The 16479-nt window shown below is 39.3% G+C and carries 12 protein-coding genes; 4 read left to right on the plus strand and 8 right to left on the minus strand.

Going from position 1 to position 16479, the window contains the following annotated elements; all coding sequences use genetic code 11:
• Positions 1-6 precede the first annotated feature (6 nt).
• The 8 genes from B5X76_RS00955 to B5X76_RS00990 form a co-directional block, all read right to left on the minus strand.
• On the minus strand, positions 7-1281 hold the full coding sequence (locus B5X76_RS00955; protein WP_079640554.1) for a TlpA family protein disulfide reductase: 1275 nt from the start codon (positions 1279-1281) through the stop codon (positions 7-9).
• Entirely contained in the window at positions 1238-4105 is a 2868-nt protein-coding gene (locus B5X76_RS00960) for a M16 family metallopeptidase (RefSeq protein WP_079640555.1), read from the minus strand. Before B5X76_RS00960 ends, B5X76_RS00955 begins: the two co-directional genes overlap by 44 nt.
• Before the next feature lie 105 nt (positions 4106-4210).
• Positions 4211-5770, minus strand: a complete 1560-nt coding sequence (locus B5X76_RS00965) for a PKD-like family lipoprotein (RefSeq protein ID WP_079640556.1) — start codon at positions 5768-5770, stop codon at positions 4211-4213.
• Between the two features lie 98 nt (positions 5771-5868).
• Complete coding sequence (locus tag B5X76_RS00970; RefSeq protein WP_079640557.1) at positions 5869-6741, minus strand: DUF4843 domain-containing protein; 873 nt, start codon at positions 6739-6741, stop codon at positions 5869-5871.
• A gap of 22 nt (positions 6742-6763) precedes the next feature.
• Positions 6764-8230 (minus strand): RagB/SusD family nutrient uptake outer membrane protein, encoded by a 1467-nt coding sequence (locus tag B5X76_RS00975; RefSeq protein WP_079640558.1) that lies wholly within the window; start codon positions 8228-8230, stop codon positions 6764-6766.
• Between the two features lie 12 nt (positions 8231-8242).
• On the minus strand, positions 8243-11608 hold the full coding sequence (locus B5X76_RS00980; protein WP_079640559.1) for a SusC/RagA family TonB-linked outer membrane protein: 3366 nt from the start codon (positions 11606-11608) through the stop codon (positions 8243-8245).
• A 194-nt stretch (positions 11609-11802) separates the two neighbouring features.
• Positions 11803-12930 carry a FecR family protein gene (locus B5X76_RS00985; protein ID WP_079640560.1) on the minus strand — a complete coding sequence of 376 codons (1128 nt, stop codon included), beginning with the start codon at positions 12928-12930 and terminating at the stop codon, positions 11803-11805.
• A 170-nt stretch (positions 12931-13100) separates the two neighbouring features.
• Complete coding sequence (locus B5X76_RS00990) at positions 13101-13694, minus strand: RNA polymerase sigma factor (protein ID WP_176140955.1); 594 nt, start codon at positions 13692-13694, stop codon at positions 13101-13103.
• 106 nt (positions 13695-13800) lie between these two features.
• On the opposite strand from B5X76_RS00990, the gene B5X76_RS00995 reads away from it, so the two are divergent.
• From B5X76_RS00995 to B5X76_RS01015, 4 genes are all read left to right on the plus strand, one after another.
• Positions 13801-14073, plus strand: a complete 273-nt coding sequence (locus B5X76_RS00995) for a hypothetical protein (RefSeq protein WP_079640562.1) — start codon at positions 13801-13803, stop codon at positions 14071-14073.
• Positions 14074-14565: 492 nt separating this feature from the next.
• On the plus strand, positions 14566-15156 hold the full coding sequence (locus tag B5X76_RS01005; protein WP_079640564.1) for a L,D-transpeptidase: 591 nt from the start codon (positions 14566-14568) through the stop codon (positions 15154-15156).
• A gap of 289 nt (positions 15157-15445) precedes the next feature.
• Positions 15446-15820: a nuclear transport factor 2 family protein gene (locus tag B5X76_RS01010; RefSeq protein ID WP_176140956.1), complete on the plus strand. Its 375-nt coding sequence runs from the start codon at positions 15446-15448 to the stop codon at positions 15818-15820.
• 135 nt (positions 15821-15955) lie between these two features.
• The gene (locus B5X76_RS01015) at positions 15956-16468 is read left to right on the plus strand and encodes a pyridoxamine 5'-phosphate oxidase family protein (RefSeq protein ID WP_139375162.1); all 513 of its coding nucleotides are present in this window, start codon (positions 15956-15958) and stop codon (positions 16466-16468) included.
• The last annotated feature ends 11 nt before the right edge of the window (positions 16469-16479 follow it).

The raw sequence follows: 16479 nt of genomic DNA on the forward strand, positions 1-16479 counted from the left end.
TGTATATTATTTAAATAATGTTTCAATCTTTTTCTCCAATTCCAAAGATCCTTCCATACCTTTATAGATACCAATACGTTTCCAGGTTTTAGTATCGACCAGTATTTTAGTTGGAAATATGCCTACCGTGAATGCCTTTATCGCATCGAAATCTTGCCATTCATTATTAAGCATTTGAGGCCATGTCATCCCATCATGCGTGATCGCATTTATCCATGCTTTTTTTGCTTCGTCCAGATCTTTCGTAATCTCTTTGCTTATACTAATTATTTCTAAACCTTTGGGCTGATATTTGGTATACAATTCTTGCAATTTGGGGTGTGTCTGTCTACAAGGTATACACCATGACCCCCAGAAATCCAGCACCATGTACCTTGGCGGCCTTCGCGCAAAATCCAGGGTAATTCCCTTTTGCGTTGGCTTACTCAGCAGCTTGAATACATTAGCTTTAAAATCACCCTCTTTGGTCGCTAAAATGTTTGTTAAATGAGCAGATATATCCGTAATATTTTTAAAATCAGCAGATTGACACGTAATTTGATCTAAAGTAAATAGCTCCATTTCGAGCCCTTGTAGAAGAATTTGTATCGAAGCATCTATTTTTTGTGCTGCAGCCAGACATTTTGCATATTGATACGTAAACGATGCCGTAAAAGGCATTGGATTTTCTCCAGAAATTTTAGCAGCATCTGTAGGAAAATAATGCTGATGATTATAAAGCGCTGTCAAGTAAGGAAGCATTTTTAATTCCTCTTTTTTGCTGAGGGTCCCTTGATAAAGATGCATTAATCCGGTAAACAAGCCTACAGTTGGCACTTCCCAAGGTTGTTTTGCTACTAAAAGATTAAGACGCGCCTTTAATCGGGAACGTACTTTTGGTGAATTGTTCATTTTCACCAATACTTCAAAACCGTCTTTCAAAGCATAGCCATGAATATAGGGCCAAGTCACTTTATCAGCCCAAATTTCAAAATTTTTAAGATCTCCTAATGCTGCGTGTTTTACGGCAATGTCTCGCATCATACTTTCGACAAACATGGTATATCTATCTGACTTTTGATATTTTTCATTGCGCTTGAATTCCTCAAATAACTTGAGTTTACCTCTTAATGACTGTTCTTGCTTAAATACAGTTATTGCTTCTTGTGCACCTGTAGAATCGAGTACTTGTCCTTTAGAACTTTCCCCTAATAATATAAAAATTAAGAGGATATAAATATGTAGGGTTGCTTTCATCTTATTGTTGTGTTGTTGGAAGTAATACAAATTCTTTTGTTTCATGTAGCGGTAAATAGGTTTTTGCCGCCTGTTGAACCAGCTCTACCGTTAGCCTATCGATCAACTGTTTTTCTTCTGCAACATCAAGAACGGGGATACCATGCAAATATTTCGCCCGTAGCGCTTCCATCCAAAAAGAATTATTCTTGTCCGCATCGTTTAAAAGCACTAGTCTTTCTTTTTTGAATTTATCCAGTGATTCTTGCGCTATAGGTTCTTGTTGCAAGGTTGCAATCTCTTCCTTAGCTGCCTGGATCAGATGATCTACATTCTCCGGTGAACAAACGAAACTGATATTCATCGTAAAACGCTCCTTGGGTAAAGTCGCCAACGACATACTTACGGCAGGGGAATAAACACCACTTTCCCTCTCGCGCAGCCTACTCAACATTTTCGCTTTAAGTGCGCTTTCCAAGGCTCTCAAACGCAGTTTTTCAAGCGGATTGTTTTGGAATGTATCTCCAAAATAAAGAACCACAGTGGCTTTATCTTCCAGGCCGGCATACACTTTCTTTTGGATAGCTCCCTTATGCCAATCGATAGCGGGTGGCGCATAAGTTTCTTTCTTATTTTGAGACGGCAAGGATCCAATGTATTTCGTGATCAGGCCCTGGATACTATCCACTTCAAAATTCCCTACGATGAAAAAGGTGAAATCTGCCGCATCCTTAAAGCGCTCCTTATAAATAGACTCTATTCTATCTAAATCAAACTTATCCAAATCAGCTAGCAAAATTGGCTGATGGCGCACGTTATTATTAGTCAGCACGGTAGAGAGTGTATCCGAGAAAACCTTATTGGGCGATTTATATTGATCCTGCACAGTTGTACGGATGAGTTCCATGCTTTTTTCATAACTGATTTTATCCAGTTCTGGCTTTGTAAACCGTAGGTACATCAACTGGAGAACCTGTTCTAAACTAGCTCTACCACTCCCCCCATCCAGACCCTCTTCCAAATCCTGGAGATATGGACGCATCGCGAATTTATTATTTTGCTGCATACGTCCCAATATTGGCACTGAAATACCATTCACACCAGCATTGCCGTAGAAAGAACCCACATATTTACCTACTTTAAAATCGTTTTCCGACAGTAGCGACAGGCCTCCCAGACTAGCGGCTCGGATTAATATTTCATTATGCTTAAATGATGTGGGCTTTAAAACAACTGTAGCTCCATTCCCCAGCAGAAGCTCGGTAACACCATATTCAGGCAGTTCTTTACGGGTTATAATTTCGCCTCCCTTTAGATTGGTCGCGTCCATCAGTGTACTTACCTCCTTTTCGTTCTGATAGGGTGTCAACTGCTCTTTGGTTGCCTCATCCAACCAAGAAAAAAATTGAGACTTTCCAGGTAGCGTATTTTTATCTTTCTCGTTAGCGGTAAGGATGACATCCCAGTCTTCATCCTTCAACCACTCGGTCATCTTAGCCTGAATATCCTGCAAACTTATACTTTGCAACACCTGAATACATAGTTGCTGTTCATCCCTCGTGCTCATCGCGACTCTTCCTTTCAGGAAATCCAACTTATACTTGTCCGTATAGCTGCTGGATAAACTTTTATCCCCATCCGCTACCATTCTTTCATAAGTAGCCTTTATTTGCTCTTCCGCAATTTTGTATTCCTCTGGAGAGAATGCGAACTTCTTTAAACGTAAAAATTCTTTCCATCCGTCAATAACCGATTCTCTCAGCAGTCCCTCTTTCGGAAATAAGGAGAGCGTCGTTGCCTTCAGATCTCCCATGGCATCACCATAATACATGATGATATTTTTGTAAGGCGCGGTACTAGTATTGCTAGCGATATTCATAAATCGGTTGCGCAGCATATTTAACCATAATGACTCCATCGCCGCATAACGATAATTTGCTACAGAATTTAGCACATAGCTCTTATTTTTAATGTTAATCTGTACATTTTCGTTAGTATTTTCAGGATCCGTGACGACAAGAAACTGCTTCTGGCCAGCCAACACAATAGGCCCACGCTCCACTACAGGATTACTATTTTTTATTTTTAGGTCAGCAAATTTTTCCTTGATCATCGCCTCTATCTCGTCCACCTGTATATCACCAACAACAATAATAGCCTGTCTGTCTGGGCGATACCAAGTCTCGTAAAAGTTGACGATATCCTTGCGGGTGAAATTTTTCAAGACCTCTTCTGTGCCTATCGGGAGGCGTGATCCGAAAATGGAGTTATTCGTTGATATAGGTAGGATCTTCTCCATCACACGTTTACCCAGACTATTTGTCGCACGCTTTTCCTCTAAGATGACTCCACGTTCGGCGTCCAGCTCCGTCTGATCAAAACTGATATCCCCTGCCCAATCCCGCATGACCTGCAGTCCCCTTTCTATCACTTCCTTCTTATTTGTGGATAGGGGGAAAAGGTAAACCGTCTCTTCAAATCCTGTGTAGGCATTGAGGTCATTACCAAAACGCACCCCTTGCTGTTGGAGGTAATCAATTATACCATTCCCGGGAAAATTTCTCGTTCCATTGAAAGCCATATGCTCGACAAAATGAGCTAGACCTCGCTCGTGCTCCTTTTCGTTTACAGACCCCACCTTGTTAACCAGTGTAAAATCAGCGCTTCCTACCTTGGTTTTATTTTGCCGTATGTAATACGTAAAGCCATTATTTAATCTCCCTTTGCGCACGCTAGGGTCCAGTTTCAAGTCACTCTCCGTGACTTGATGTTTGCTTTCACTTTTTAGCGCTTGGATCGTCGGTTTAGTCTGCGCATATAGGGCCTGGATAGCTTGGAAAGTAAAGGCCGCAGCAACAAACAATAGCCTATAATTGGATCTATTCATCATAATGTTTAAATATTTTAACGATAAGAATTCTACCTGTCTTGATTCGCTGAATCAAGACAGGCATATTTTCAATTACCTAATAACAAGAAAATATATACTGATTTATCAATTAACGGCTCTCCAGGCCATATTTTTTATCTTTACTAGATTGTCCCATTTATCATTGGCAACCGGCGTCAATTCTACCGTGTTTGGATTGGTCCCTAAAGTAAAGCGTTGTAGCGTGCCTTTGGTACTCGAATTATAGGTGGCTATGTACATAGAATTAGAAGTTGGATTGATCTGCGTATCCATTTTGATCATGGTTATTTCCTCATTCCCCGTCACATTAAGTTGATAAAGCCGCTCATTACCAGGATTGTAATCATAAGCATATAACTTGTTATCAGCCACATAAAACAGCAATGTTCTATATCGAGCAAAAGCATATTGTGTTGCCCGCCCAAAATTTATAGCTATTGATGATTTAATAGCATATGAACCCAATTTAAGAGGTCTAGCGCCCTGCGCGTAAAATTTATATACAAAGTAATTATCTTCGATATCCTTCATGATTGCAAATGAATTCCCGTTAGTCCCCCCGCCATCGTTATTTTGTGTATTTTCCCCGTAGATCAGTTTACGGCCATTGTTACCTTGATTCCACGGAAAAATATCTCCAGGATTGTCAGTCAACGCAGTAGAGGAAGAAACCGAAAAAAAGGAAGGTATATTCATAAAGCGATTATTCACCATATCATACCACAACATATTACTCATACTGATTAAGGGATAAAATAAATAAGGCGCTGCCGGTAGAAGTACTTGAGGATTGTTCGACTCTCTATTAAGTGGATTGAGATAATAATCTCCCCCAATTTCAAAAACATTACCACCAAAAATATGTCCCGACTTAGTCAGTAGCACACGTCCTATTGAATTAGCGGAAGATCCACTTGCATTATTTAATTGTGGTGCCATTAATATAGGCGTGAGATCCTCCTGAGTTAAAGAAAGGTTACTGATTGTTATCTTAGCAAGATTATCGTTTATATTCCCTTTAAATGTAGATCTATTCAAAAAATAAGAACCCTCTCCGGTAAAAACCCACAACTTTTGTTGGACAGCCCCTCCCGAATGTTGGATCCCGATTGGTTCTCGTAAAGGGGGGAGTCCACTTCTGGATAATAAATTTCGGACGATCGTGGTATCAGCAATCATAGACACCATGTCTATTTCAGCTTGTTGATTTTCATCTTCTCCAATCAACATAATCCCTCTAGCAGTAGCAGACTTAACTTGTACCACACTTGATTTTTCCCAAACCACATCAGTTTTCTTATCCTTGATTTGAAATACTAATTTATAATCTCTTTCAGGGATTTCTACAGGATAAATTAATTGAGGCGTGTAACCGATTGTGTCTTGAAAAACCGCATCCAGAGCGTTTTCTAAGCGTATAATCCATCGGTAGGTATAGCGCTGTGGGTCTGTATCCGGGATAGACATATCTAATTTCGGATTGACTCTTAGCGTGTCTACATTTGTTTTCACAATGTAATTTTCAGCTAATCCTGATATTGCGAAGGTGTTGATGTTCGTATAGTTATAGTTCCCTAAATCCTTCATACAAGAATGGAGGGACATAACCAAAGTAAGCCATAAGGCTATACCAAATCTTTTCATATGTATTTAATTTGATTTTTAGCTAAAGACGAAGTACTTGATTTTTTTCCACTTGACATCCAGCTTTCGTATTAGCAATTTTCTATAAAAAATGTTCCTTACTTTTTCCATGGAATCCCCACGTAAGAAGTCCAAGTCACCCCGCTAATAAACATAAGACGTCCATCCTTTTCTAAAATAGGTTGACCTTCATTGTATTTCCGCTGCAGATAAGCCGACATCTCACGTGTTATTAAGATTATGAGCGCGAGGGGCATTGTATCTGTATTTTCAAATTGGCTGTAGTTTAGATTCATCACCTGACAGATCAGCTCCATTTTATCTTCGGAAAACTCTCCCCAATTGCCTATCTCTAGGTGGTTTGCCCCTACAGAGCCAGACCATATTGCAGGTTTCACCATCCAATCTGTAATTCTTATGCTATGTAAACTTGCATCAAACTCATTCACTATAGGATCTGAACCTTTATCGTAACCCGGTATAGCATCCCATTCAGGAAAAGATAACGCCAATTTATCATTGGGTACCAGGCGCAGACCAATTTGCTTCATTTCGGTTTTTATGTCCGCAGCGCGTAGTAGCGTAATGGGAATATAGGTAAAATTGCTATTGGCAGGTATATTAAATGTGGTCGCCAATGGTTTAAAATGCGTATTTAAGATAGCTGTTGTAGAATCTGGATTAATTTCAACTGTAAAGGGCCGGTCAAAATCATACAACTTTCCTGTCACCATCACTTTTAATAAAATAGTGGTATCGGCAACAGAAACCTTTGAAAAAGGTATAGTGCTGTAATTATAGTAAGGCCATACCGATTCATTTCTATTCCAAGCTCCATATTGCACCGCAAAGTATATTCCCTCCTTCCCTTGATATGGGGTCAAGTCTTTGTCGCAGGACACCAAAACGGTGGATATCCATACCATGGACAGATAAAAATAGCCTATTGAAAATATTTTAGTTTTTTTCATCTTGATCAATTTTTTAGCGTAATTAATTTGTTCTTACCGATATTTCACTGTCGGGTAGCGGCACCTGATAATTTTGAATAAGCATGGCTTTATTGCCAGTCAATGAAGCATTGTTCGGTATTTCTGTATATGCCTTTCTTTTATAAAAGAAAAACATTTGCCCTTCACCCAATAGTTCACGTCTATACTCGGCTGCAATTAGTTGCGTAAGTGCATTGGTATCCGAGGGATTCAAGTTGATTGCATTTCTTTTCAACCGTAATGTATTAAGATATGTCTTGGCTTCAGACAGATCTTCCGTACATTCGGCTGCAATAAGGTATAGCTCACCTATTCTGATCAAGGGTAACATATAGTTTCCTATTGCGTTTTCATAAGTTTTATATTTCTGGTTTGTTACTAATGTATTATCGAAATAAGGAATGGTCTCCCAAACCTTATAGCGATAATCATTCTTATCATCATATATAGCATTCACGCGCGTCAGATCGGCATTGCCAGCATTGACTGTCAAACGTTGAAACTGATGAACTGATGGTGCAAATAAATTGTCATAGACATCACTACGGTTCAGTTTATAGATGGAGAATAAAACTTCAGAGGTAAAGACTCGATCGGGTGCACTACTATTCATCGCCTGTGCGGTCGTTACAAAAGGGAACAACTCCTTATCTACCTGTTGAACTGCCGCAATCGTTTCACGGGCGGTCTTGCCTGCATTTTGGCGGTCTCCTCGCCACAAATAGATACGTGCTTGCAGCGCTTGAATCGCGTAATAATTCAAACGATACTGTCTGAAAGCAAAAGTGTTATCGCCATTTGTCACGCTTGTATTGCCAAGCCCAGTCGTTAATATCGGATCAGACTCTTGCAATAGAACTTTAGCTTGCTTTAAATCTTCAGCTATCAAGGCAAGGATCTCCTCCGAAGACTTTAAAGGTGTAACCTCACGGTTACTACTAGTATAGTAGGGTATGGCTGCCTGATCTTTATTTTGAGTATTGTAAACGGGGCCAAATAATCTCAGCATATCGAAATGCAAAAAAGCCCTTAAAGCCAAAGCTTCTCCTTTTATCAGATTAAAATAGTTGTTTGGGAGTTTTGGACTTGGAGATTTACCACAGTTTTCAATTAATACATTTAAGTTATAAATCGCAGCATAGGCCCTTGACCATACGGCATCAAAGCCAGCTTTTGGTATGGCCATCGTATAGCCAAAAGTCATATACGCTAAGTAATTATGGGATGTATTTGTGGCAAAATAATATTGTCCCATGGCATCTAATGCCCCTGCAGTCAAAAATTGTCCATAGAGTGTGTTATTTGCCATTTCTACATAAACACCATTCAGCGCTTTCATATAGCCTTCCTTATTTTCAAATAATTTTGCTTCGGACAATTGGTCCGAAGGTTGTATGTCAATCCACTTATTACAGCCCATGAGGAGTGACAGGAGCATACATAGGCTATATAATTTTATAGTTTTCATAAATTACCTTTGTTATTTAAATCCTAAATTGATCGAGAAGGAAACAGATTGCTCAAATGGATAATCCAGACCCCGTTCATTCAATATAGACGATGCATAAAAAATATTATTCATGTAAGCGCGCGCACTTAAAGTGGCCAGCCCCAGTCTTCCTAACCAAGCTTTATTGCTGGTTTCATATCCTAGGCTAAAAGATTCACCAATGAGTTGATTGTCATTTTTCACAAAACGAGAAGACATGGGCGTGTTTCCATCAATTCCAATGGCCTTAAATTGTACTTGATCCCCAGGTTGCTTCCAACGGTCATAATACGCCCTTCTATCCAGATTATAATTGACGGTTGAAAAAGTTATATTTTCTACTTTGTCGTAGAGGGTTTGCAAAAATGCTTGTCCCCCATACCGGTAGCGCAAGCTAGCAGAAGCAGAAAATCCTTTATACATGAAGGTGGTGCCGATCACGCCCTGAATTTTAGCCTCTGTATTCCCGACGACAACTTCATCCTCATAAGAATGCACAAAAGTCTGCTGATTGTTTTTGTTGAGAAAAACTTCTCTCCCTGTTGCTGGATCTATACCTAAGGACCGTACTGCCCAAAGATCATTGGGACTGGCATTGTCATAATAACGAACTAGATTACGAGTTTTGTTTGCTGTATTAATATTTTCCAAGGCATTACCTAGACCTCTATAAACCGCAGTCAGTTGGCTAGCTGTCAGACTCAAACGCCACAGAAAATCTTGTTTTTGTATAGCCGCAACATTTGTCGATAAGGTAAAGCCTTTAGTTATTTGTTTGCCCATATTCTGCGGCATACGGCCAATTCCCGTCGAGGTTGGAATATCTATATAAACTAGTAGGGGATCGGTCAGTTTGTTGACATAATCAGCATCCAGACGCAATCTCTTATTAAAAGCGAGTATCTCTACACCTACATTTCTGTTTAGGGATTTCTGCCAGCGCAAATTGGGGTTTCCGCCTCCATTGACAATAACACCCGGACCAAAGATATTTCGATCGGTTATATTATACCCATACATCCGCATGGAGATGTAGTCGTTGAAATTTTGGTTACCTGGGTTACCAATGGATGCACGCAACTTAAGAAGGTCAAGCCATTCCATCTCCATAAAAGGTAAATAACGTTCATTTTGTAAGTTCCATCCAAAACCAGCTGACCATATTGTCGTGAATTTTTTAGCTGACCCATATACTGAAGACCCGTCCCAGCGCAAAGACGCATCAAAAAGGAACCTTTTATCTAAGTTAAAGTTGGTCTGCCCATAGAAACTAGCACCTCTACGTTTTGAATCCAGGTAAGTAGCAGTAGTACCCGGCACAAAACCAAGGGCAAAAGCAGGATTTGTGTATTCTTCATCTATAAATCCAAACACATCATACCCACTATTAAAAGTATTTTGCTGATCCAGACGTGCCCCACCAATAATATTCCAGGTACTAGTCTCCTTAAACTGCTTTACATAGGAAAGCATTAGATCAGTATCATAATTGAAGGTATTGCCGTCACGCTGCGTATATTTGCCCTGCTTTTCTACAGTAGCATCATAAAACTCCGTATTAAATGGAGATCTAAATATTTCCTGATGGATATTATTTTTACGTAATCCCAATTTATAGGTTAGTTGCATACCCGGCATCATATCATAAATAATATTAAAATTATTAGTAAAACCATTGTTGCCTTCTACATTGGAATTTGCATTCGCATAGTCATACAATGGATTAAAATGCAGGAATATCTCTCCAACGATACCATTTGTATTTGCATTTACAAGTTTATTAATTGAGCCATCTGCATTCCGCTTCCGTAGATAGGGTGCTGCTAAAGCAAATTTAGAAAAGGCTACTGGCTCGCGGTCAGCTTGTACCACATCTATACTCAATGCATTTGAAAAAGCCAGCTTACCTTTACGATAAGTCAGTTTGGCTACACCATTTGTAATTCTTCGATTGGACCGTTTCATAATCCCTTGAATGTTATTGTAGGAAACACTCATCAAATAACGGAGATTCGCATCTCCACCTTGAGCAGTTATATCATGTTGCTGATTAAAACCGACTCTAAGTGGCTCAGCTAACCAATAGGTGTCTACTCCACTAGCAATACCTCGTAGTCTGTTATAATATAATAATTCCAAATTGGAATTGCCCCCAGACGCCTGAGAAGTATGATCAAAAGTACCATAAACCCCGGCCATACGCTCAAACTCTAGCTTCTCTGATGAATTCATGAGGTTATAATCCGACAAGTCGGGAAAAGCGACCGCCCCCCGAAAGGTATAATCGATTTTCAACTTTCCTGGTATCGGCCGTTTAGTCTCGACCACGACGACACCGTTTGCTGCCTTAGAACCGTATATCGCTGCCGCAGCAGCATCTTTCAATAATGTTATTGTCTCAATGCGCTCCATGCTCAGGTTACTGATAACCGACAGTGTGGATTCAAATCCGTCCAAAATAAACAGTGGCTGATTGGGATTGGCACCATACTCTGAGCTCAGTCCGATAACACTACTCTTTCCATTGATTTCAATATCAGGTAGACGATTAGGATCTGAACCAAAAATGTTGTTATCTATAATCTGAAACGCTGGATCTAGTGTCTTTAAGCTCTGTAACACATTCTGATTGCCGATCAATTTCAGTTCTTTGGAGGTATACGTAGCGGAAGACCCTGTAAAACTTTCTTTCTTCCGCTGAAAAATCCCTGTGACTACCGCTTCCTTAATCGTTTCGACCTCTTCTTCCATTGTCACGCGCACCATGTTCTCTTTATCCAATAGAAGCTCTAGCGGTTTCATGCCTACCGAACGAAACTGCAAAGTAATAGGAGCTGCAGATGGGACATCTTGGAGGGTAAAAAATCCATTTTCTCCAGTACTAACTTGGATACCTTTGCCCTTAGCGGATACCGTCACCCCCTTTAGCGGCTCACCAGTAGCATAATGCGTAACCAGACCAGTGATACTTTTTTGCAAGGAGATCGGTTGGGAATTGACTATACCTTTCAGGTTCCCTCCCCCTCTAACAGCATTATTAGTCTGTTTTACAGGATCTTGTTCTTTCTTCTCAAAGACCATAATGGTATTATCTTCAATTTTGAATTGAAGAGGCAGTCCCTTTAATAGTTCGGCAACGGTTTGTTCTACAGATTGAGCCTGCACATTGACCGTTACTTTCAAGGTGTTTTGCACATTACGTGCTGCCCACAAGAAATTATAATCCGTCTGTTTTTTTATTTCTTTGAATGCCTCCAGAAGGGAGATTTGTGGTTTTTTTAAGGTTATCTGTTGCGCTAGTAGTGATGCACTGCGGTGCATCAGTCCCCAGATCAACAAAAAGTAGATCCATTTCATTGATGTAATAATTGTTGCCTCGTAGAGAAATTTCTGCTTTATATGGTTTGAAATTTCTAAATTTGGTTAAGTTAGTTAGGATTCTGATTAGTTACGCTTTTCATGGATTTCAGACTATAGGTAAGGGTGGTCCAACATCCTTACCTTTTTCCCTTGGCCTGTCCTCCCCTTTAGGTATTAATTTCTCATATTTTCTATTTTTTTGTTATTACTATTCTACTTCCTTTACGGGTAAACTGTGCCGAACCGATATGTCCCAACTTATTGAGTACTTTGTCAATATCATCGAATCTTGAAACGACACCAACGTATTCTTCCGATTTCATTTCATCATTTTGAAAGATGATATCCACATTGTACCATCGGGAAATCTTGCGCATAACATCTTCAAGCGTCTCTTCGTTGAATACAAACTCCCCTTTGGTCCAGGCTAGGGCTTCTGAAACATCAACGGACCTAATTGCTAGATTTCCATCTTGTAAAACAGATTGTTGACTGGGCTTTAATAAAGCGCTACCATATGGAGATTGTATAGCCACTGAACCAGAAATCAACGTGGTTCTCACTATCGCTTCGTTCTTATAGGAGCTCACTACAAATTGGGTTCCTTTGACTTCGATGGTTTGTCGATCACTTTTGATTAGAAATGGCTTATTGGCATCATGATGAACGTCAAAATAACCTTCGCCTTCTAACATGACTTCACGCTTATTTGTTCCTTCAAAATTTGCTGGGTAGCTTAATTTACTTTCAGCATTTAAAAATACCATAGTCCCATCACCCAACTTGACACGATATTCCCCTCCGCGGGGTGTTTCCAAAACCAGCATAGCAGTAGGAGAACTTTGCAGATCCTTTTCAAGTATAGACCCGTCAATATAGGTCACCCCTTGCTCATTGATTTCTATACCATTTTTATCCGACCGAAGTTCGACTTTCTTTCCTCCAGGTAATGTCAGTTGGGCATAGTTGCCGCCAGGTTTGATATCCATACGATAATATTGGATATACAAATACGCGCTGAGGCATAGCATGATAGAAGCAGCTACAGCAATTGCTAACCAAGGCCGGAACTTTTTTACAACCCTAGTTTTTCTTTGGGGAATAACTAGTATTTCTTCTGTCATGGATTTGATACGATGTAGGGCTATACGTTCCATATCTTGTTCAACTACAGCATTCCAATCTTGATCGAAGACTTCTTCAAGTAGATATTGGTCGTCCTTGTCAAATACAAATTCTAACCACTCGTATAGTTCATCTTCTGAGAGTGTCTGTGACTTATGTTTATTGTATAAATATAATGCGCGTTGTCTTGTCATTTACTATTGTATGATCTATCGAAAGTTTTTCTCCCTATTTTGCTACTATTTATCATGCTAACAAATATCGGACAGCAAAACAAATGAGTACAATCAGAACAAAACTTGTCCATATTTCTACTATGACGTATTTGCTTTCCCCAGGTGGGTAGGGACGAAATACTTTTTTTTTAAAAAAGTTTAAAAATAATTAGAATAACAGCCAAATCGATATGCCGACGAAGGTAATCGCGAATATTTTTCTTCGCTACTTTAAGGTGTGTCTGAACGGTAGATCTGCTTATATTTAGCTTTTCGCTGATTTGGTAACTGTTTAATCCTTCTGATTCAAATAAGCAGTAAACTTCTCGCTGTTGGCTGGATAAATTTTCTATTGCCTGATCAAGTAATTTACGTGCTTCTCTAAGTAGAATACGCTCTTCAGTTTCTTTAGAACTAATTTCCGCTTGAGCCACGAAAAAATCGTTTGCCCGCTTACGGCTTTGTTGCATGCGCAAAAAATCAATCGCCTTATTGCGCGCTAATCTTCTTAAGTAACCGTCGATATTCTGGATATCCAACAACTCCTCTCCCATTTGCCAGATTTTGAGCATGACCTCTTGCACTAGCTCTTCACAAAGTTTTCTGTCTTGTAATATCGGGATGCAGAAATTAAATACGCTAGTATGATGTTGCTCAAAAAAAACATTAAATGCTTTCTCATCTCCTTGAGCTATACGTAAAAGGAGGTTGGAAGTGGTTTTTGAGGACAGTTGGTTTATCACAAGCTTTTCAATTTCGGGGTCAATAATAGCACTTTTTTTTTAGACCACCTAATTAACCACAACTGCAAAAGGTTTGCAGATATACAACCTGAAGTAACTAATTAATATGAAGAAAGTAAAAATGGGACGTGACGGCAACGAGAAAAGCTGTGTATTTATTGTAAAACGTAATTTCTACGGTATGGGTTGCATCGATAACCGGTCTCAGCTCAGCGACATCCATGATATACGCGACAACCTGACCCGCTATGCCGGAAACCACTATATGGCGCAACTGACAATCATCTATGCGAAAAAGTGCCCTAGAAAGGTTTTGAAATTGGGGTGGATGAATGCCGACAGGAGAAAGAGAAGTTTGTGTTGGTCAACTTGTACTTAATTACCCTTGTATATGTAAAATACATGTCCTTTCAAATTCTCATAATTATTGTTGGTTATAGCATCATCTATAAATAATATTTGTCTCTTTATCAAAGGCATCCTGTTATGATATATTTTACTATCGTAAGGATCTATATAAATATCCAAATTTACGCGGTCTGGTACCCAACTTGGATCGGGATGTCCAACTTCTGACGCCGACCGCAGGATATTGAAGCCTAAATCTCGAAGCTCGTATAAAATGGGAATGCTCAATTTTACAAATCCAATCATCTATAATTACGTAATGGTTTTAACATACAACGGCTATGACGTCATAAAGTTGAAAATTTTTCATAATTCTATAAAGAGTATGCACTCTTCGTGAAATTGAAACGTCGGACTTAGAATCTCTTTCCGCGAAAGAGGTTTACGCTAGCGCTCTAAATATTTGGTAATACAATTTTGGTTTGCTTTTTGTAACAATGATTGGAACCAACAATTTTGTACTATGATAAAAACGATTAGCAAATTATCCATTATTACGGCCGTCTTGTTTAGTACTTCATGTGGGGAAAGTCCCTCTAAAAACGGGGCGAAACAGGAAAAACAAGCTGAGAAAGATAGCACGCATGTCCTTATTAGTATTTCACAACGACAACTTTATGTACTAGAAGGTACCGATACACTTAAAAAATATCCTATAGCAGTGGGAAAAGATGGGCATCCTACTCCTGAGGGTGATTTTCAGATTCATAAGATTGACTGGAACCCCGACTGGACTCCACCAGAAAGCGAATGGGCAAAATCCGAAAACTATAAAAAACCTGGAGAGGAAGGCAATCCTATGGGCCGTGCACGTATTGTGTATCAAATGCCATATACTATTCACGGCACAAAGGATATCGAATCTTTGGGTAATGCAGAGTCGCATGGTTCTGTCCGGATGGCCAACAACGATGTAATCGAACTGGGTAAATTGCTCATGCAAAAATCCGGAACAGAAAAGTCTGAAGAGTGGTTTAAGAATGTATTGAATGACTCCACAAAAATGGAATCTGTAAAGCTAGAAAAGCATATATCCTTAAAAAATATAAAATAAAATTTTACTGTCTCCTTGAGTGCTAGCACTCAAGGAGACAGTAAGTTTTGTCTAATCAAAAAGGTTTAAAAGACGATTGCCATTTAATGATCTAATCTTGCTGACGATACTTAGCAAGGCGATGCCGCCCTTCTCCATTTGGGAAATATTTATTCCACGTCCGGCATCCCCACAGAAAACACACATTATCAAAAAATTACAGGCATTTCGAATCAAACCAACAGCTGGAACACATAAAAATTTTGAAAAACTATTTATAACGACAATGGTTATTTATAACAAAAAGATTATGAGAAACGAAATTATAATTTTGGAAAAGAAATACTGGGATGCGATGGCAAACCATGACTTTGAAACGGTAAAGGAACTAACATTCTTTCCTTGCATTGTCGCGGGAAAAAAAGGTGTGCGGAGTATTGATGAAGACACATTTGCTACGATGTTTGAGCAAAGTAAAAATGATACAATCAAAGCTGTTGACATCAGCAACGAGCAGGTCAGTATCGTATCTGAGGACTACGTCGTACTGGGGTACAACATTAGGATGGAATACACGACAAAGGGACAAACCATGAAATTAGATTGTGTATGTACATCGGCCTGGGTGCGTATCGATGGTCGTTGGCAATGTCCATTACATACCGAAACGGAAATAGAAAGATAGTGATGAACTAATTTTGATTTGCCTTGTTCATTGAACATATAAACAGTTTACTTGTCGAGAGATAAGACCAATTCTGGGAGCTTACTCCCAGAATTTTTTTCTAAGATTATTATTCTTAACAAAAACAATTATACGATGAGCGAGGAAAATATTAACAACAGAAAAGAGGCGATATCAAAATTGAAAGAACTAGCGGAAGAAATTGACTTTTGCTTCTTTTGTACGAATGTCAAATCAGAACAATCCGACTCTACCCCCATGAGCGTACAGGAAGTGGATGAGGAAGGCTCAATATGGTTTCTAGCGTCGCTCGCCAGTACCAAATGTGAAAATATAAAAACGGATAGTGCCATACAACTGTACTTTTCGTCACCGAAAGACTTTAAGTTTCTTGCGGTCGCGGGGGATGCAGATCTGGTACGAGACGAAAAAAGAATTGATAAGTACTGGAATAAGATGGTAGAAGGCTGGTTTGAAAAAGGACGTGAGGATCCTAACATTATATTGATACGTGTAAAGCCCAAAAAAGCACATTATTGGGATACTAAATATCATAAGCTATTATCCTATGCCTTGACATTTTACAGCGCTATAACCGGCAATAAAAATGATCAAGGTCTGCACGGAGATATTAATGTCCCGAATTAATTTCGGGACGG

The sequence above is a fragment of the Sphingobacterium nematocida genome (assembly GCF_900168125.1).
Lineage (GTDB): Bacteria > Bacteroidota > Bacteroidia > Sphingobacteriales > Sphingobacteriaceae > Sphingobacterium > Sphingobacterium nematocida.

Excerpts from the sequence above, each read along its gene's own strand:
- B5X76_RS00965 (WP_079640556.1), bottom strand. The coding sequence starts at position 5,770 with ATGAAAAGATTTGGTATAGCCTTATGGCTTACTTTGGTTATGTCCCTC.
- B5X76_RS00985 (WP_079640560.1), bottom strand. The coding sequence starts at position 12,930 with ATGACAAGACAACGCGCATTATATTTATACAATAAACATAAGTCACAG.
- B5X76_RS01010 (WP_176140956.1), top strand. The coding sequence starts at position 15,446 with ATGAGAAACGAAATTATAATTTTGGAAAAGAAATACTGGGATGCGATG.
- B5X76_RS00960 (WP_079640555.1), bottom strand. The coding sequence starts at position 4,105 with ATGATGAATAGATCCAATTATAGGCTATTGTTTGTTGCTGCGGCCTTT.
- B5X76_RS01005 (WP_079640564.1), top strand. The coding sequence starts at position 14,566 with ATGATAAAAACGATTAGCAAATTATCCATTATTACGGCCGTCTTGTTT.
- B5X76_RS00975 (WP_079640558.1), bottom strand. The coding sequence starts at position 8,230 with ATGAAAACTATAAAATTATATAGCCTATGTATGCTCCTGTCACTCCTC.
- B5X76_RS00995 (WP_079640562.1), top strand. The coding sequence starts at position 13,801 with ATGAAGAAAGTAAAAATGGGACGTGACGGCAACGAGAAAAGCTGTGTA.
- B5X76_RS00970 (WP_079640557.1), bottom strand. The coding sequence starts at position 6,741 with ATGAAAAAAACTAAAATATTTTCAATAGGCTATTTTTATCTGTCCATG.
- B5X76_RS01015 (WP_139375162.1), top strand. The coding sequence starts at position 15,956 with ATGAGCGAGGAAAATATTAACAACAGAAAAGAGGCGATATCAAAATTG.
- B5X76_RS00955 (WP_079640554.1), bottom strand. The coding sequence starts at position 1,281 with ATGAAACAAAAGAATTTGTATTACTTCCAACAACACAACAATAAGATG.
- B5X76_RS00980 (WP_079640559.1), bottom strand. The coding sequence starts at position 11,608 with ATGAAATGGATCTACTTTTTGTTGATCTGGGGACTGATGCACCGCAGT.